The organism is Burkholderia sp. WP9, assembly GCF_900104795.1.
In the GTDB taxonomy this organism is placed as follows: Bacteria; Pseudomonadota; Gammaproteobacteria; order Burkholderiales; family Burkholderiaceae; genus Paraburkholderia.
In genome coordinates this window covers 4,212,702-4,230,924 of record NZ_FNTG01000001.1, presented here as the reverse complement: position 1 = coordinate 4,230,924, position 18,223 = coordinate 4,212,702, and the positions used below count along the sequence as shown (strand labels likewise).

13 protein-coding genes are annotated in these 18,223 nt (G+C 57.1%); all 13 read left to right on the top strand.

All coding sequences use genetic code 11. The features are described from left to right. Nucleotides 1-269 precede the first annotated feature (269 nt). The 13 genes from BLW71_RS18880 to BLW71_RS18815 all read left to right on the top strand — a co-directional run bounded on the left by BLW71_RS18880 (nucleotide 270) and on the right by BLW71_RS18815 (nucleotide 18,211). Nucleotides 270-452: a hypothetical protein gene (locus BLW71_RS18880; protein WP_091798944.1), complete on the top strand. Its 183-nt coding sequence runs from the start codon at nucleotides 270-272 to the stop codon at nucleotides 450-452. Nucleotides 453-463: 11 nt separating this feature from the next. After that, entirely contained in the window at nucleotides 464-1,282 is an 819-nt protein-coding gene (locus tag BLW71_RS18875) for a HipA family kinase (protein ID WP_091798941.1), read from the top strand. Nucleotides 1,283-1,290: 8 nt separating this feature from the next. Further along, nucleotides 1,291-2,172, top strand: coding sequence for a hypothetical protein (locus BLW71_RS18870; RefSeq protein WP_091798938.1), 882 nt, complete (start codon nucleotides 1,291-1,293; stop codon nucleotides 2,170-2,172). Nucleotides 2,173-2,933: 761 nt separating this feature from the next. After that, on the top strand, nucleotides 2,934-3,413 hold the full coding sequence (locus BLW71_RS18865) for a hypothetical protein (RefSeq protein WP_091798935.1): 480 nt from the start codon (nucleotides 2,934-2,936) through the stop codon (nucleotides 3,411-3,413). A gap of 1,255 nt (nucleotides 3,414-4,668) precedes the next feature. Next, nucleotides 4,669-5,589, top strand: coding sequence for a DNA adenine methylase (locus BLW71_RS18855; RefSeq protein ID WP_353615890.1), 921 nt, complete (start codon nucleotides 4,669-4,671; stop codon nucleotides 5,587-5,589). A 43-nt stretch (nucleotides 5,590-5,632) separates the two neighbouring features. After that, entirely contained in the window at nucleotides 5,633-6,847 is a 1,215-nt protein-coding gene (locus tag BLW71_RS18850) for a metallophosphoesterase family protein (protein ID WP_177205064.1), read from the top strand. Further along, on the top strand, nucleotides 6,844-8,769 hold the full coding sequence (locus BLW71_RS18845) for an ORC-CDC6 family AAA ATPase (RefSeq protein ID WP_091798919.1): 1,926 nt from the start codon (nucleotides 6,844-6,846) through the stop codon (nucleotides 8,767-8,769). Before BLW71_RS18850 ends, BLW71_RS18845 begins: the two co-directional genes overlap by 4 nt. A gap of 167 nt (nucleotides 8,770-8,936) precedes the next feature. Further along, nucleotides 8,937-9,692, top strand: coding sequence for a hypothetical protein (locus BLW71_RS18840; RefSeq protein ID WP_143048376.1), 756 nt, complete (start codon nucleotides 8,937-8,939; stop codon nucleotides 9,690-9,692). A 286-nt stretch (nucleotides 9,693-9,978) separates the two neighbouring features. Then, complete coding sequence (locus BLW71_RS18835; RefSeq protein ID WP_091798914.1) at nucleotides 9,979-10,197, top strand: DUF2188 domain-containing protein; 219 nt, start codon at nucleotides 9,979-9,981, stop codon at nucleotides 10,195-10,197. Between the two features lie 162 nt (nucleotides 10,198-10,359). Beyond that, nucleotides 10,360-11,793, top strand: a complete 1,434-nt coding sequence (locus BLW71_RS18830) for a hypothetical protein (RefSeq protein WP_091798911.1) — start codon at nucleotides 10,360-10,362, stop codon at nucleotides 11,791-11,793. 508 nt (nucleotides 11,794-12,301) lie between these two features. Continuing rightward, nucleotides 12,302-14,692 (top strand): tellurite resistance TerB family protein, encoded by a 2,391-nt coding sequence (locus BLW71_RS18825; RefSeq protein ID WP_286162024.1) that lies wholly within the window; start codon nucleotides 12,302-12,304, stop codon nucleotides 14,690-14,692. Beyond that, complete coding sequence (locus BLW71_RS18820; RefSeq protein ID WP_091798908.1) at nucleotides 14,689-15,987, top strand: ATP-binding protein; 1,299 nt, start codon at nucleotides 14,689-14,691, stop codon at nucleotides 15,985-15,987. Before BLW71_RS18825 ends, BLW71_RS18820 begins: the two co-directional genes overlap by 4 nt. Next, entirely contained in the window at nucleotides 15,959-18,211 is a 2,253-nt protein-coding gene (locus tag BLW71_RS18815) for a DEAD/DEAH box helicase (RefSeq protein WP_091798905.1), read from the top strand. Before BLW71_RS18820 ends, BLW71_RS18815 begins: the two co-directional genes overlap by 29 nt. Nucleotides 18,212-18,223: the final 12 nt, after the last annotated feature.

Sequence of the window (18,223 nt, the reverse complement as noted above, 5' to 3'; positions counted from 1 at the left end):
CTGCGATACACTCATCTCGCCTTCCTGAATTTACGCCTGCTACTGGTGGACACTGCTGCCCACCACTTGCGCCGGTCCACCACCCACGGCGATGCATAACCTTCGCATCCTTTTTACAGTTGACATCGCCGCCCCGCCCGCACGACCCGGCAGCGAGTCTGTCCGTATCAGGCACGCGCCCCTTTTGCTATGCAAAGGCGATTGAGCCTACTATACTTGGTGTATAGATTTTTTCGTTACACCATAGGTTGTGGTCAAGCGGAGACCCCATGGCAAAGAACACAGGCAAGGACTTCCGGAAGGGTTCCGTGGATGCGCGCTCGCAGGTGCACAATCCAAAAACTGACCAGTGGGTCAAGCGTGACGATGAAACGGGACGCTTCTTGGGCCAGAAAGCCGACGGCAAGCCGTACAAGGGTGTCGCAAAAGAAAAAGACGGTCGCAAAGGCTAGGAATCAGACACGTGCCTATTTCGCATCCGCCTTTCGAGCTGGCCCGACTCCATCGCGAACCGATTACCCGGGTCACGACCGGTTCCCATCCGGTCGTGCGCGGTCGCATCCAGATACCCGTGCGCACATGCAGCCTCGACGCCTATGTGAAGCTCCTGCCCGAGCGTGCGTTCATTGTCGAATCCGTGTGCGCGTGGCTGGCGCAGTATCTCGGCCTGCCGACACCTGACGCGTTCTGGGTTACTGTGCACCGCCAGCGGATGCATGGTTTCTGGCCCTTCGGCAACGATGAGGACCGCCTGTGCTTCGGTACCGCCGCGCTCCCCTTCGCCCAGGCTGTCCGGCTCGAGAGCCAGAGCCCCTCGGTATTGGCCACCATGTACGGGCTCGACCCGACGCTTCTGGCCAGGATTGCACTATTTGATGAACTGATAGGCAACGACGACAGGCACGACGGGAACCTGCTGCTCACGGCCCGCCGGGAAATCAGGCTGATTGACCACGAGCGCGCCATTGGCGGGACAGGACTTGGACTTTTCTCCACCGTTCCACCGCCAGGACCCAACCGCCTGCTCCAGATGGTTCACAAGTTTTCGCCCGCCGAAAGGGCGGCGCTGAAGGCGCCCCTGAGGGAATTCTGCGCGGCTTGCCACGCTGCGGTATTCCGACTACCGTACGCTCAGCTTGTCAGTGACGAAGCCCTGCGCGAACCGGTTCGAGCCTACCTCGAACGGCGGGCTGAACAGCTCCTGGACACCCTTGGGCAAACGCTCGGCATCCCTGACCTGCCTGGCCTGCAGCCCCGCCCCCTTCAACCACCTGCCCTGTGAACCGGCTTATGCAGCCCGACTTCTTTCTGCTCGAGCCCCCCGCGCACACCGCTTCCGCACGTCTGGTCCGGCTGAACATTGACGCTACCGGCGAATCGCTCGCCATTGCCGTCGTCGGCCAGTTCGAGTCCGGTAAGCCGTTCGCGCGCACTGTCACGACCAGAATCCTGAAATGCCTGCCTCAGGAGCTGGGCTATGCCTGCCATTCGTTTGGCACCCTGCTGGTCGCTGATTACCTGGCGGCCAGGGCACCAGCCAGCGCGGCCCGGGAGTGGTTGCCGCCGTTATCCGGTGTCGAGTTGGGTGCGCCGTTCTCCGTGGAGGGTGACGATGAGGAAGGCGTCATCGTTGCGGCCCTTGAGCGATGCGCGCTGTTTCACGCGCCCGCCGACCATGGGGTGCCACTTCCCGTCGAGGATTCGATGCCGCGACCGGCTGACGAAAGCCGGTTCGTCCACGCGGTCAGAACTGAAGTAGTCCATCGCAAACCATTGCTCGAGCAGGGATTTAACCGGCCGTTCAGTCTGACCGGCGCGAGCAGCGGCTTCTCGATTGACTATATTGGCCATTCCTACGCCACCTGCTACGCCGCCATCAATCCTAAAGGACGCAGTCCGGTCCGGCTACGTACGGCCTCAGCCGCGCTGTGGCGTCTGGCGCGGGCAAGGGACGCATTCGGATTCGCTACCCCCGACTCGGTCGAACTCACCGCATGGGTGCCCGCGCCGGGCCTGCCTATCTATAAGGAAAGTGAGTACGCGGCACTGGATAACGCAGTTGCTGAGCTGCGCGAACAGGCGCTGCGGGAAGAACTCAAGGTCTTTACGACGTACGACATCCAGACCGCCTGCAGTCGTCTGCTAAGCGAGGAAGTTACCGCACTGAACTGAGTGCGGCGACTGCCGCAGACCAGGGTACTTAAGTACGCTAAAGACGGCGGCGGCAGTCCCATATTTAAAACGCTCTACCTACCGGTTCTAAAAAAAAGAGTCTTCTTGCAGTTAAAGGAGCCTCTTTTCTAAAAAGAATAGGAAGGCGGCCTCCTTCGGGTGGAGAGTCACCCGGAAACGGCAGCCGCAGGACGGATACCCGTCTGCCGCGCGGTCCGGAGCAGCAGCCCTATGTTGCGTCAAGCCGCCCCAGCCGCGATTCGCCCCCCACGCGGTGGCTCCGCATGCGGACCTCGTTGTACCGGTGCAAGGGGAGTGACATCCTGCATCAGGTAACGACGAGGCCGGACAGCGCTGAACCGTGTTGCTGCCTGAATGGCCCGCCTGACGAGGCGAGCGACCGGCAGCGGGCTGATTTCCGCCGGTCCCCTTCTTTGCCACATGGCGCATATTTCGAACCGTGTTTCTCGCGAAGGAGGCGCCGAGCATGGCACGCCGGACCGGCGTATAAGGCGCATGAAAGCCGCCCCCCAGCAGTTCACGTCCGTCCATTCACGCGGACTCGAAGCCAACTTTCCCTCGCGGCGCTTCGCCGGCTCAAATATCGCGCAGTTGCCGACGCAAAAATTGGCACGTACGCGCCGCATTCTAAAATTTTAGGCGAGCCGCACAGAAGCGCAGGTTGCTTTACTGACTTGTACTCCCGGTATCGATGAACGGTCCGGGTCACGTCAATGGACCAGCAACCATACGGAACCCCAATGCGCATCTCCCGCAGGAAATATTTCAAGGCCCTCGACGCCGCCATCGCATTTCATCTGGCCACCCTGAAAGGCCGAGCGAACGAAGCACTCATGTGGCAGGTTGCTGACTGGGAGCGGTACTTCCGTCGGCAATGCTGGCCGCGCCCGTACGGTCGCGCGGAAGACACTCTGGTCAACGGCGCACGTTGGGAAATCCAGCTTGCTGTGTCCCAGTTCCCCTTTGACGCATTCGCTGGGGCACCTGCTCCTGCGAATCTCCATGACAACTCCGAGCACGGTACCGCCGGCAACCATGCGCGTGACCTTGCGGGCATCGCCGGCTGTTGGGCCCCACTCGGTCTCTTGCGGGACACACAGTTGCTGCGGGGCAGACTCAACCGGCTCGAGCGCAAGCTCATCGGAACCCGCAGCGATGTTTGCATGTATCGCACTTCGCCAGCGAAAGACTCACCCACATTGTCTCTGGCGGGCGCATAGCTGCTCGGAACTGAATTTTTGCCGTTGTAAATCCCGCGTTGTGCTCACCGCGCGCGTGCAGGGCAGCCCCATAAAGAAGCATTGTGGCGAAAAAATTCGGAATATGGCGAAGTCGGTGACGGTGGAGCGCAAAGAAAGGGCGCGGCGTCGCGTTTGATTAGTTTCGGTTAGCGGGGGCCATTAGTTTCGGTTAGCAGCGACGCTTCGCTGCGTCCAAGTCCTTGTCAGCAAAGGATTAACCGGAACTAATGGTCACGTGCCATGGCCGTCTCTCTCAACCGCTCGATTAATGCCCCGAGGAAGTAGCAGAAGCCACTCCACCGCCCCCGCCGGATAATCTTCCGGCCACTCTCTTGCCAGCAGTTTCACCGCCTCTTGCATCTGCATTGGCGTCCCGGTCTCACCGCAGTTTGTCCCCATGCTCCCCGCACTCATTGCCGCCAAAACGGCCTGCGCGCAAGTCAGCCGGTCAAGCGCCCGCCGCAGCCGCTCGAGCATCTCGTTTCGCAGGCCGAGTTCTCGCGTGACGACCTCGACGTCGGTCGCAGTGTCTGATAGCAGAACCGTTAGCAAGACGTCAGAAGATGATGCAGGGATAGGGGCGGGCGCGTAACCCGCGTCGGTGTAGAGAGATTGCTCATCCATTTACCCTGTAGTCGCAGGGTTTATACGCTTCAGCGAAGTGATGCCTTACATTTGCCTGCAAATCGACAACAACTCAACGGCCTTGCGCTCAATGTAAGCGAGCGCAAACTTGTTTTCTATTGCCTGCAGGTCGGTGTTCATGGAATCCATCGCCAACAAAGCGACATCATCCGAATGCCGACGTCCCCATTCGGGGCTGACCTGTCCGCTGCAACCGGAGTGATGCATCCGTGCCGGTCACCTTTGACTGCAAAGCGCCAATGACCTTAGATGTATCTCAGGCGGACGCTTTCCGTCGAAGATGGTCAATTCGCGTGAGGTGAGCTATGAGCAAGAGTGGAGGCAGCAAAGGAGGTCAGACAGGCGGCGGCCAAGCCGCGGGGAGCGGTTCGAAGGCCGGAGGTCCCGGCGGAGGTCGTGCTCCCAACGGGTTTGCCGGCGGGAACTGGCCGAGTACTACTGGCGCCAAGTCTGGAGGAAATAGGGGGAATGCGGCGCCCTCTGGCAACAAGCGGTAGCGACGGCCAAGGGTCGTCGGAAAGTCGTCTGGTGTGGACCGTCGGGGCAAGTTCTGGCCGAGTGCTGTCGTTTGATTCAAGAGCAGACAACAGTGGAGAGGTCGAGGGAAGCGCGGGCTTATAATCTTAACAATAATCGCGAGAGAGGCCCGGTGCGACTGTGGATATCCCGGACCCACCGCGCTCCTAAACCCATCCAGCAGTTGCGCCCTTTGAAACAAACAATTAAGCCCTTGCTACGGTGGGCCGGAAGTAAGCGAAAGCTGTTGCCCGTACTGCGGCAAGCTGCCCCTCCGCAGTTCTCGCGTTACGTGGAGCCTTTCTGTGGCTCAGCGTGCTTTTATCTTGAGCTTGTGCCTAACCTTGGGTTGCTCGGTGACATCAACTCTGAGTTGATTCACTTTTACAAGAGAGTTCGACTGCACCCGCACATGGTCGGCAAGCTGTTCCACTCCATGCCGACGACGGAACGCTTTTACTATGATTTGCGTGCAGTCGAGCCGACCAGCATGGGCGCGAACGAGCGTGCCGCAAGATTCTTGTATTTGAACCGATTTTGCTTTAATGGGGTTTATCGCACCAACCGTGCGGGAGCGTTCAACGTCCCGAGGGGAGTGCGTGTAGGAGCTCTGCCGTCGCTGGACGAAATAACAACGTTTGGACGGACACTGCGGGGAGCGGAAGTACGTGTAGGAGATTTCGAGTCTACTCTTGCTGAGTGCGGCGCAAAAGATTTCGTCTATCTCGACCCGCCTTACGCAGGACGTGGCGTTCGGAACCGCGGCGAGTACGGTGCCAATTCGTTTGCCGAGGTCGACGTAGTTCGACTTCGGAATTCGCTAGAAATCGCCTCGAGCCGCGGCGCTAAAATCCTCATTTCGTACGGCGACGTGGCAGTCGTAAGAGAGGCATTTAGTGACTGGCGTGTCTCTGAGTTGACGGTGGGGCGCAATGTATCGGGCTTTCTCCATGGGCGTCGTGATGTCCAGGAATTGTTGATTACAAACTACTAGAAGCGATGTTGTCATCGCCGGCGAGGGAAACCAGATGTGCGCCATGCTGCGAGTTGCCGTGTTAAGCGATTTGCATTACATCCAAGTAAACAAGGACGTCTGTCTGCCTCAGGCGGCGGCGGCGGGCGGGCTCGACTCAATGGAGGAGCTCATCAAGCGGTTCCGACCGGAGGACCCATCGGCCGACATATTGGTCTGTCCAGGCGACATTACGGATAGAGCGAATCCAGTCGCCTTCGCGGCTGGCTGGAAGCAGTTGACTCGGCTCGGGACAGCCCTTGGTGTCAAGCGTTCCGTTGCGGCCACCGGAAATCACGAAGTTCAGTCGCGTTTGAAAGGCGACCCCGTTGCTCCGGGCAACGCCGAACACGCTATCGACCCCGTGGAGTGCCTTGTCAACACACTTGGATATCCAACGGACTTTCCGCTGCCACATCAAAAATGGGTTTACTGGGGACGGGGCTACGAGATTGTGTGTGACGACACGTCTGTGGTCGTCATTGTCAACAGCTGCCACTACCATGTGACATTGCAGGACAACGAATTCGAGCGCGGCCGAATCAGCGACGCCGCGCTCGAAGACCTGCAGCGGGACTTGCAGAAACTGGCGGCGGACCGCCCATATCGGCTGTTGGTCGTGCATCATCCCCCATTGCCACATGAAGAGACCGGACTGGACTTGGGTCGTACGCCCATGCACAACGGTCCGGCGTTGATGAAGGCACTGCGCGCGACCGGTCTAGATTGGCTTGTCATTCATGGACACAAGCACCACCATCGGCTCGTTCGAGCGGACGGTGAGGTCTTTCAACCTTTCGTCTTCGGAGCGGCCAGTTTTGGCGCAATGCTGCGCGCAGACATGGCGAGAAGAACGCGCAATCAGTTCTACATAATCACGCTCGAGACGACCAAAGACGCCCTTGACGCCGACTGCTTGTCAGGCAGCATTCAAGCGCTGCATTGGTCAAATAGTGGCTGGGAAGAAACTACCGACATATCTTGGGGCCTTCCGAACGGCTGCGGCTTTACTTCCCAAACCGTGGACCTCTCGGGGCTCGCTGTCGCCATGCGAAATCTCTTGCAAAAATCCGGCACTCAGTTTCTTGAGTGGCACGAGGTGGTCACACAGCTTCCGCAGTTGCGCTTTCTGATGCCGGAGCAGGTCATAGCGCTCAAGGGCATGATGCGTCGGGCGAACATCAATTTCCTCGACGCCAACAATCTATTCCCTTCCCAGCTTTCAATGTCTGCGTCATGAGCGAAGCCACCAAACTCCTAAACGATGCCTTCAATGCACGGTATCTGACTCCCGCGCAGGTTGCTGAAGACTTTATCGCACCGCCAGGGTTCTTGCGACTACTTGGGCTGGACCATTGCATAATGGTTGGTCCGCGAGGAAGCGGCAAGACTACCCTTTTGAAGATGCTTCAACTGGAAGCACTTCAAAAGTGGCTACCAATGCATCGTGAGAACCGTCAAGAGTATGCGGGCTTCATTGGTATCTTTGTCCCCGCGGACGTTCGCTGGTCGATGCAACTCGACTTTCATACTCGGGGCATTGCAGCAGAGGCCGGCCGCATCGCGCTCCAAACATCGGCTTTCTGTCATGCGGTGTGCTTGGCTTTATTGGAGACATTAGAAAATTGTATAACCGTCGCACGGACTGGGTCCGATTTTCAGATTTATTCTGCGTTCGCGTTTGACCGAAAAGCAGAATCTGAATTGGTCAACTTGCTCGCGAAACTATGGCGAACAAGAGTGGAAGTTCCTTCGCTCTTGGGGCTACGTCAGGCGTTGCGACTCAGTCAAACAGAGTTGCCAATATTGGCCGCAAGACTCGTTAGTGGAGAGTCGTTAGCGTCTGTCGTGGCTGCACAGCCTTTTATTGGAATGGCTTGGCTAGATGCACTAATCTCGGCGCTGGATACAATCAATGAAAAGATAGGATGCAAGACCCAGCGATGGGCGCTTCTATTAGACGAGCTTGAGATTGTTCCGGAGACGTTGCTGCGAAACATCTTGATGCCGCTTAGGTCGTCATCTCCGAACCTCATTTTCAAGCTCGCACTGAGTCCGAGCGGAGCAGGGGCGATGGTGCTTTCGAATGTCGAACAGCACGGCCCTACTCATGGCAACGATTTCAAGACAATCACGCTTGGCTATGCCGAGAAGTCCCAAACGCGGAGATTCTCTGCGCAGCTTATGGCGTCCGCTTTGATGCGCAAGGGTATCCGAGCATCAGCTGACGACTTGGTCTCAGTGATGGGGCCTTCTATGTTCCAACCTGCGCTAGAAGTTGGGGATGAGGGCATACAGAGCCGAGCAGTACTTGCTCGGCAGAAAGTATTTCAAGAGCTCGCCCTCAAAGACGAGTCGTTTGCCGACGCTTTGGGTAAAAAGGACATCGACCCCGCGAATCTGAGTTTTAAAGAAAATGACAAGCGGGCTTGGTTTGTTCGAAAAATATACCCGCTTGTGGTCTTTCGAAATCACTACAGGCGAAATGCAGATGATGACGGGAAGGTCATAGCACGAGGGGCGGTCGGACTTCAGCTGTACTCGGGCTACCCAATTTTGCTTGACTTAACCGAGGGAAATCCTCGTTGGGTGTTGAATCTTGCTGATGAACTGGCTGCAGAGGCGGAGAAGCGAGAAAAAGACATAAAAGCGGCGGGTGTTCAATCTGCCGCTATCGAGACTTTCTATGAACGCTTCGCGTCGTTGCTGCGTGTATATCCAATTGAACAACCACTATCTCGCCGCCCGACAACTCTGTTTGACTTCGTAGAACGACTTGGGACTTATCTATCTTCAAAGCTCTTGGAAGATACATTCTCTGCCGACCCTTCGCTCTCGTTTACGATTGACCAAGCGGCCTATGAGAGTCACGGAAGGTTTATCGAGACATGCATCCAACTAGGAGTGTTCATTCTTATGACTGCGGGGGCCACGGACGATGGTCCTCCAGATTTGGGCGCAGGAGGTTTAGTTGGCAAGCGAGTTCGCCTCTGTCATCGACTGGCACCAAAATTTCGACTCCCCGTGCATTCAACGCGGCCCATTGCCATTAGTTCTGCACTCTCGGAAAATGTAACTACTTCACGTTCGGCACCGAGACCGCCAGCGAAGAGCGTTGATGTCCAGCGGCCTTCAGACGATAGTCAGTCATCTCTTTTCTAGCCATGACAATTCAGATATTCCGAAATATTCGAGTTCCGGAGGACCTACCTGCAGCGGCGGACTTGGTGGTGACATCTTTATCCGTTGAGAGCAGATGCACCAGCATTTTTGCGAAAACCTCTCCTAGTACGCCCACTCGCCTTGCAATCATGGAGTACGAGTCTCTCGTGCCGTCCTTCGTTGAAAGCGAGAGCTGTCTGCAGAGCCTTGGCTTCGCGACGGTCAATGAAACTGTGCTGGAGGCCACCCTCGACGCAAGCATTGCTTCGTTGGAAAAAGCGCACTTGGACGTAATCGTTGACATCTCCTGTATGTCGAGAGAAGTCATGGCGCGCCTTTTCGCGTGGCTCTTAAAACTTACGCCAAGTATCGAACTAAACTTGTACGTCTGCTATTCGTTGGCGGAATTTTCTGCACCGCCTACCGATTTTCCGCCCAATGAATATATTGCCCCCGTCGCAAGCAAGTTCGCTGGCTGGCCCTCTGCGTCGCAGCCGACAAGCCTTGTCGTGGGACTGGGTTACGAGCCGCACAAGGCTGAAGGCGCAGCTGAGTTCTTGGACGCGAGCGAGCAATGGCTGTTCGTTCCAAATTCGCCTATCCGCCAATTCCGGGATGCAGTCGAACGGAACAATGATGGACTCGTCGAACGGGCGAGAAGGTCAAATCGCTTGGTCGAGTATCAGTTGGACGACCCCGCCGGGACGTACGGACAACTGGAGCTTCTGGTTTCAGATTTATCACGCCGGTCGAACCCTGTACTACTTCCGTTCGGGCCGAAGATGTTCTTCACTTTGAGCCTGCTCCAAAGTTACGAACATCCACAGGCCGGAGTGTGGGCCGTCTCAGGCGAGCGGACCGCGCCCGCCGCCGACCGACGTGCATCTGAGTACGTCATCGGTTTCCACGCCAGGTTTCAATGAGAGGCTTGGCCATGCGCCTTTTTAGCGCGGGAGACCATAACGTCCATAATTTTCGCTGTGACGCGGGCCTATTGCCGAGCTCAGAGGTCCTGAGAGGATTGCACCTGTACTTTCGCCTAAAGTTGCAGTACTGCGGGCGGGTCTTTCAATTCACGCCGCATCTTGTTTTTCGTTCTAAATGCATGCTTCTGCGCGACATACTTGTCATGTATTGCCACGCGCGGTATTTGAATGCGAACGCGTTGCTTTTTTCACGAATAGCTCCTTACCTTTGCGAGGATTTTCTATGGCCGTCAAAAAAGACAGCAATAATCTCTTTATTGAGCGTCGCGACGACAACAAGTATGTTGTTCGGAAGGCAAATTCAGAGAGGGCGAGCGCGGTTACAAACACGCAGGGCGAGGCTATCGAGCGCGCAAAGCAACTTAACCCAGATGCGGCGGTTCACGTGGAGCGCGTCCGTACGACGACTGGCGGGAAACCGGATAAGTGGCGTAAGGTGTAGTGGTGACTAGCTGGGCCACCGCTCCTCGGCGTCTCCGTCCGCAACGTTCCGTTGGCGTTGCAGTGCCGGCGCAGTGATATGCCGGGCGTGACGGTTTCATCTGGCACGGCGTAGTAAGGAGCGCGTCAACACGAGTTCTTACTTCGCCAACCAATAAGCAATATGGCAACGACGAAAACCGCATCTGTCGGGAACGATTTCGCGTTTTATGTCCCGAAATCAAATCTTTTCACAAAGGTTTTCCCCGCGAAAAAGCAGCCAAACCCTTCAGGTTTCATCAAGAGCAACTTCAAACAGACGTCCACCGTTCCATTCGGAACCGGCGGAGCCTTGGTTAAGACGAAATTCATCACCATAGCGTCTCTGTTGGCGGCCGCGCTTGAGTGTGGCTATGGACGTCGAGCACACTGGACGTCGCAGCTTATGCTGAGTCGAACACAATGCGCCGAGTTAGCACAGTACCTTGCCTCTCGTCTGGAGTTGGTGTTCGCATGTGTCGAGCAGAATGGTCGCTCGTGGCAACCTCGGTCTTTTTACGAAAAGGTCGAAGCTTCAGAGAAAGTCACGCTCTCATTCATCCTGGGCGGTCTGGGTGCCTACCTTGCCGCCCATGAGTGGGTGAAGGCTGGCGGGACATCGGTTAAATCGTTTCTCCATGTCGGCATATACGCCAAAAGCAGTGCTGGCTTAGGCCCGCTTGTGACTTTCGCGCCCGCCACAGGAAAGTCGCCCGACTTTCTCGTCGAAACTCAGTCCGGACAGTGGCACGTTTTTGAGGCTAAAGGGGGCCGGCATGGAAGTCGATGGTCACGGCTTTGTGAAGGGCTCACTCAATTAGATAAGCTGCCGCCGATTGGATTAGCAACAAGCGGCGCACCAGCTCCGGCGACGACAAAGGTATGCGTCCACACCGGAATAGACGCTGGAAATGGCTTGTCCGTTATGGCAGTGGACCCGCCTGGTAAGAGTTCAAGTCAAGACGCGGCCGAACCGTTTCTACTCATCGAGGGGGCATATCGCCTCTTTCTGATTGTTGAAGCAATCCAGCTCTTTAATGCCCTATCCGGCAGTGGGACCGTCGAAGACCCCAACATCGCAGGTTGGACGTTCGCAAAGACCTCTCTATCCGAAGACATCGTCATAGGGATACCCACTCGATTCCTGAAAGCGGAGAAGTCGGTGCGTCGAGACCTCGGAGTGTTCTTAGCCGTCCGCGAATTCTTGGAGCGAATGTCTCCGCGCTCAGACTGGCGCACATTTGGCAGCCGGTTAAGGCGCTCTGTGCGAGAGCGGTTGCGGAGGGTCAATCAAAGCTACGACTTGCTTGATTCCGACGGAGCTTGGCTCGGGGAGGTGCTCGAGCAATTTCCTGTCGAGTACGTACCGGGACAATATCTAATCCAGTGCGCGAACGTTTTGGCGCTGGCAGCAACTGCTGACGGACTCGCTTTGAACGATGAAGAGAGGAAGCTTATTCAAGCTTCTGCGGCAGGCCGCGTACGCCTTCTGACATCTGGCGGGTTGCTGCTCTCACACTCTGACCTTGGTCTGCCCGACGATGCAATCCTGGAAGAGCCGACTACTAGCCGTGGCTAATTCACTTGCTCACTCCGCCGGACAGCCATTTGTTCAAATCGGACTGCCACAACGAGCGATGACAACCAATATTTCGAACCCTGCTTCACGCGGTAATGGCGGCGGTACCTACGAGGCTCGGGTTCAGCAGCTCACATAGTCGCCATGGTGCTCGGTCTTCCGCTTCCATGACTGCCGGACTACCGAGTGGCAGGTACCAAGGAGCGAGTCGGCGTCCGGTTTCCCAATCCAACGAACTGCCTGCCGAACGCCTCTCGCTTCACCAAATCAGACGTCGTCCACTAAGCGCAGACTTGTGTTCATGGGAGCAACGGCAGTTTGGGCGTTCGGAAGTGATTTTAGGTATCTGCGCGGCGTCGGCTTAGTCACGGAAGGGCGAGGAAAGCGGTAATCTGAACCGGCTCCGTTCCAAGGTCACTTTCTTTCGGTCGTAATATACTTCCCGAAAATGACGGCGATGACTGAATGAGTCAATCCGCATAATCAAAAGACGCGAGAGATTGAGACCATGGGCCGGAAGGCGAAAAAATCGGGTTCCGGCGCGGGCACGCTGGTTGTGGCCATTGTCATGGCCATCATATTTGCCCCGAAGGGCGGGTGGACCGTGTTCCTCGTCTTCGTGCTCGGCTGTGTGCTTGTGGCTATCTTCGGCAGGAAGAAGGAACAAGGACCTGCTACTACCAGCAACTATCCGCCTTCTGCCGCACCACACGGCCCTAGCTCAAGCTCCTCGATGCCGCCCACCAATATCGGCCGTCGCGCTCAATCCGACGACGAATTCCTGACAGTCACCCTGTCAGCAGATTCACCCTCTTCGTCCTATCGATTTGCGCGGCCCGCGCTTGAAACCGCAGCCGGCGTTCGATGGGTCGGCCCCGGCGAAAAGGTGGAGATTAGCGGCGTAGCGATTACAGGTGGTATGTTCTATCTGGGTGTACCCAAGCGCGTCGAGGCTACCAGCTTGGACGCGTGCGTCCTGAATCCGAAGGCAAATGTCGCCAAGACAGCCAGCGACCTCTCTGCCGGGTCGGAAGACTACTGGCTAAGCTATCAGTCCTTTTCGGCCGAGCAACGTGGCGCATATCTTCATTGGCTGGCTTCCGACCGCTCTGACCCGAGATTGCATCGAAGCTTTGCCCTTTTTTACTTGTACGGTATTGAGAGGCGTGTCCTTTTCGACGGAATTCAGGGAAAGGTGCAAAAAGCCGAATTTGAAACCATCGCAAGTGAACTGAAGCGTCTGAAATCGGTTTATTCGAACGTTTTGCGGACCGTGCACATCGATGGCCTGCTCGAGTTCATTTGTGTCTATCTGACCCACCCTCAGCGCCAGTACGACCAGGTGCCGGGGACAATTAGCAGCGCGTTCGAGGTACCACTGAGCATACGCGTTGCGTTTGGTCAGGCTGCGGTCGATAAGAAGCCGGTGCCTTCAGATTGGGCACTTGCCTGGGCGCTTGGCGACGGTGGCGTATATAAGCGAACCCCCGTGACTCGCTGCGAGGATGAATTTCGTCAACTGTTCCAACGGAAATACCGGGAGCAATTCCGCGATGGCATGAAGCTGACGGCGAACAAGACAAAGCTGAAGGTGTCCGCGCAAGCCGCCTTCCCTGCACTGCAGGGCATCGAGTACCCCGATTACATTACGTCGCTGCCTGACATTGCGGCCGTGACGGGGCCAAGGAACAAGCTTCAGCAACTGGTCAACGAGTGCTCCGACTCGCTCGATGCGTACAGCAGATTTCTTGGCCGGAATCCAGATGCGAAGGGCTCGCTGGAAAGCGCACTCACGTTGCCGGTCGAATTGTGGCCAGAGAGCGCTCGTCTGGAGCTCGAGTCACTTGCTTCAGCTGTTGGCAGCAAGACAGTGGTGACGACTTTTGGCGGTTTGTTCGAACAATTCAAGGCGTCTGGCAACATCACGCGCGACAAGCTGACCGATTTCGCCCGCGTGTTAGGAGAGGCCGGTGTTGCTATTGAGCCGGATGTGCGAATTTCGGGCCGGACGCCGAAGAGTGCCGACTATGTTGGGCTGTATGCAACGCCTCCAAGTGACTCAACAAATTTCGTTGACGAGAGTTACCTGACGTTCGGGCTAATGGTGGACATGGCGGCATCGATTGCGATGGCTGACGGCAACGCGTCCGAGCAGGAAGTTGCATTGATTCATCGCCGGATTGAGTCGTGGCCGCAATTGACGTCCCGGCAACAGGACAGGCTTAAAGCTCGCGCCGCGGTGCAGATTGCTCAGCCGCCTACCCCCGCGAGCCTGAAGAAGCGGCTTGAACCGCTTTCTGCAGAGGCGAAGGTTGCAGTCGCGACTCTGCTCGTGCAGACAGCAAATGCAGATGGCTTCGTGTCAACGGCCGAAGTAAAAATGCTGGAAAAACTCTATCAAATGCTTGGTCTCGACCCTCAGCGGCTCTACGGAGACCTGCATGGCAACACTGTTGTCGGTTCTTCTAGTACGCTGCGGCCTTCGACCGGTCCTGAGAAGGCGCCGAGCGGGTCGGCGCAACCGGCTTTTACGCTAGATACCACGAGAATCGAAGCGCTCCAGAAGGAAACAGCGAAAGTCTCCGCCTTATTGGCTGATGTGTTTGCAGAAGAGGTCCCGGTTGCGGAACCGGTCCAGGAAACCGCGGAGCGGCAGACGGGCTCTGCAAGCTTGCTAGGACTAGACGAGGCGCACTCGACGTTCTTGCGCCTTTTGCTGTCACGTCCGTCATGGACTCGCTCGGAGCTCTCTGACGCGGCATCGGACCTGGAACTGATGCTCGACGGCGCAATTGAACAGGTAAACGAAGCCTCGCTGGACCACTGGGACGAACCGCTGACTGACGGCGATGACCCAGTCGAAATCAATCAGGAATTTGCACAAAGGCTAGCCTCATGACAACAATTCGTCCGAAGGACCGCGATGCGGTTCTTCAGTCCCTTCGCGCCGGCGTCGTTCCCCGCATCGGGCAACACCTAATCCAGGTTGGCCGCGCAAAAGAGCTCGAAGCTTTGATTCAGGACATCGGTCGTGTCGCGGACGGCGGCTCGAGCTTCAGGGTGGTGGTCGGCGAATATGGCGCTGGGAAGACCTTCTTTCTGAATCTCGTCAGGGCCATCGCACTCGAGAAGAAGCTGGTCACGGTCCATGCGGACCTGAACCCTGATAGAAGATTGCATGCCTCCGGTGGTCAGGCACGTTCACTGTACGCCGAACTGGCGAAGAACATGTCGACTCGCACGAAGCCTGACGGCGGTGCGCTCGCGGGTATTGTAGAGAAGTTCATTGGGCAGGCCAAAACCGAGGCTAAGGCCTCGGGGCGAACGAGCGAGGAGGTGATTCGCCTGCAGCTCAATCACTTGACCGAGATGGTCAACGGATACGACTTCGCCGACGTTATCGCAGCATACTGCCGCGGATTCGACGAAGGAAACGAGCAACTCAAGGGCGATGCGATTCGCTGGTTGCGCGGCGAGTTCTCCACCAAGACCGATGCCCGGGCGGCACTCGGGGTTCGCACCATCATCGACGACGCATCGGTGTACGACCAACTCAAGCTCATGGCTCGGTTTGTCAAACTCGCCGGGTACGGCGGGATGATGGTGTGCCTCGATGAACTGGTGAACCTGTACAAACTCGCGAACGTCCAGGCGCGGAACTCGAACTACGAACAAATTTTGCGGATTCTCAACGATTCGCTCCAGGGGTCTGCAGAAGGATTGGGGTTCGTTCTTGGGGGTACCCCCGAGTTTCTGCTCGATACAAAGCGAGGGCTCTATAGCTACACCGCCCTTCAGTCGCGGCTTGCCGAAAACACGTTCGCCACGAATGGTTTTGTCGACTACACCGGTCCGGTGATACGGCTGGCCAGCCTTACGCCTGAGGACTTTTATGTCCTCCTGGATAAGATTCGCATCGTCCACGCGTTCGGCGACGCGACCAAGGCGATTTTGCCGCAGGAAGCGATTCCAGCCTTCATGGCGCATTGCGCCATGCGGCTCGGTGACACCTATTTCAGAACACCGCGCACGACGATAACGGCGTTCATTAACCTGTTAGCGGTTCTGGAACAAAATCCGTCGGCTGACTGGCGGCAGTTGATTGGGACGCTCGAAGTCGAGAAGGATACAGGAGGCGTGGCTGACGTTGCGACCGAGGGTGACGATGAATTCGCCAGCTTCCGCCTCGGCTGACTCCCGAAGCTTCGACCTGCTCCACGAAAAGATTCGACATTGGGTCTGGAGGGAGGGGTGGACCGAGCTACGCGACGCGCAGGAGCGCGCCGTTCCCGCGCTCATCAATGCAGACCGCGACGTCATCATCGCCGCAGCGACAGCGGCCGGGAAAACGGAAGCTGCGTTCCTTCCCATTCTGTCGAATTTGCTGCACGACGAGTCGTGTACCGGGTCGGTGCTCTATATCAGCCCGTTGAAGGCCCTTATCAACGACCAATGGTCGCGATTGAATGACCTTTGCGAAGAACTTGAGATTCCCGTGATTGGTTGGCACGGAGACGTGTCAGCGAGCCGCAAGCAGCGATTCTTTAGGAATCCAAAAGGTGTTCTGCTGATAACGCCCGAGTCTCTCGAAGCGATGTTTGTCAATCGTGGTTCGTCCTTGCAGGCAACATTCGGCGCGCTGCGCTACATCGTTGTCGATGAATTGCATGCGTTCATTGGGTCTGAGCGCGGAAAGCAGCTCCAGTCACTGATGCACCGGGTCGAGCGCACATGCGGACGGCGGGTTCCTCGCGTTGGACTTTCCGCCACGCTCGGCGACATGCAGCTTGCAGCGCAATTCCTTCGGCCTGGCCACGACACCGCGGTCGAGGTCATCGAATCGAAGAGCGGCGGTCAGGAACTGAAGGTCCTGATAAAAGGATTTGTCCTCCGACCGCCCAGAATCGAACTGGAACCCGATTTAGAAAATTCGGTGCTGGAGGATGCGGTCCCCGGAAGTACCGTCGACGTCGCGAACCAGCTGTACAAGTCGCTGCGTGGCTCAAACAATCTCATATTCCCCAACAGCCGGCGGCTCGTCGAAACCTATGCCGACCTTTTGCGCCGCGCTTGCGAAAGAGACGGATATCCGAACGAGTTCTGGCCTCACCATGGAAGCCTGTCGAAGGAGCTCCGCGAGGACACGGAGCAAGCACTCAAGGACGGTACCAGGCCGGCGAGCGCCATCTGCACTACAACGCTGGAACTCGGTATCGACATCGGTACAGTAAAGAGCATCGCGCAGATTGGCGCACCGCCATCGGTAGCGAGCCTCCGTCAGCGTCTCGGGCGCTCAGGCCGGCGCAAGGGCGAACCGGCAATCTTGCGCGGGTACTGCGTCGAATCGGAGCTGAAGGCGGATTCCGATTTTTCCGACCGGATACGGGAAAGTCTGGTCCAGTCAGTCGCGATGGTAAGTCTGTTGATGCGAGGATGGTTCGAGCCGCCGAGGGTTGGCGGAATGCATGCGTCGACTCTAATCCAGCAAATTCTGTCCAGCATCGCAGAGCGTGGCGGGTGTACGGCCGCAGAGCTTTGGGCCAGCCTGATAGCCAGTGGTACGTTCGAGGCAATAGATAAGTCCTCATTCACGGAGGTCTTGCAGAATCTGGGCAAGCTGGACCTTCTTGTCCAATCGTCAAACGGGCTGCTGCTTCACGGCGGGGTCGGTGAAAAACTGGTCAACCACTACGAGTTCTATTCGGCTTTCGCAAGCGATGAAGAATTTCGGGTGATTGCTGGTGGACGCCAGCTTGGAAGCGTCCCAGTGGCCCACCCGCTGACCAAGGGTCAGGGCTTGATATTTGGCGGACGGCGCTGGCGTGTCGAAGAAGTCGACCAAGAAGGAAAGACGATTTACGTAACACCCGACAAAGGTGGCGCTCCGCCGCAATTTGATGGCAACGGCGCGATGGTTCATGACGAGGTGCGGCGCGAAATGCGGCGTCTTCTGGCGGGCGCGGAACCCGTATTGTTTCTGGACGCCGCGGGCCAAGGAATGCTGCGAGAGGCGCGTCGATACTATGCCGAAGCGTCACTGGAACGGACCGTCATCTTCCGAGAGGGCTCGGGTACCTTTATTGCCACGTGGCAAGGCGATTATCTCAACGACGCTCTGGTCCTGCTGCTACGTGCCAACAAACTCGACGCGTTTAACAATGGCGCAGTCATCGGCGTGTCGAACGGCAGCCCAGAGCGCGTGACCGAAGCTCTACTTCAGATTGGTCAGTTAGACCAGCCGACCGCCATCAAGACCGTAGCCGAGATAGAAAATCTTGACCGTGAAAAATGGGACTGGGCGCTACCGATGTCCGTGAAGCGCGCCGCGTTCGCATCGACGCATCTCGATATTGACGGCGCCTTGGCATTCGCTCGAAGTACTGCGCGGTCTGCGACAAACGAATCGACGACCAAATAAGCCGAAAGCCGC

What these genes read in the sequence shown, in the direction of transcription:
- BLW71_RS18880 (WP_091798944.1), top strand. Translation starts at nt 270, where the DNA reads ATGGCAAAGAACACAGGCAAGGACTTCCGGAAGGGTTCCGTGGATGCG.
- BLW71_RS18870 (WP_091798938.1), top strand. Translation starts at nt 1,291, where the DNA reads ATGCAGCCCGACTTCTTTCTGCTCGAGCCCCCCGCGCACACCGCTTCC.
- BLW71_RS18865 (WP_091798935.1), top strand. Translation starts at nt 2,934, where the DNA reads ATGCGCATCTCCCGCAGGAAATATTTCAAGGCCCTCGACGCCGCCATC.
- BLW71_RS18850 (WP_177205064.1), top strand. Translation starts at nt 5,633, where the DNA reads ATGCTGCGAGTTGCCGTGTTAAGCGATTTGCATTACATCCAAGTAAAC.
- BLW71_RS18845 (WP_091798919.1), top strand. Translation starts at nt 6,844, where the DNA reads ATGAGCGAAGCCACCAAACTCCTAAACGATGCCTTCAATGCACGGTAT.
- BLW71_RS18835 (WP_091798914.1), top strand. Translation starts at nt 9,979, where the DNA reads ATGGCCGTCAAAAAAGACAGCAATAATCTCTTTATTGAGCGTCGCGAC.
- BLW71_RS18830 (WP_091798911.1), top strand. Translation starts at nt 10,360, where the DNA reads ATGGCAACGACGAAAACCGCATCTGTCGGGAACGATTTCGCGTTTTAT.
- BLW71_RS18825 (WP_286162024.1), top strand. Translation starts at nt 12,302, where the DNA reads ATGGGCCGGAAGGCGAAAAAATCGGGTTCCGGCGCGGGCACGCTGGTT.
- BLW71_RS18820 (WP_091798908.1), top strand. Translation starts at nt 14,689, where the DNA reads ATGACAACAATTCGTCCGAAGGACCGCGATGCGGTTCTTCAGTCCCTT.
- BLW71_RS18815 (WP_091798905.1), top strand. Translation starts at nt 15,959, where the DNA reads ATGAATTCGCCAGCTTCCGCCTCGGCTGACTCCCGAAGCTTCGACCTG.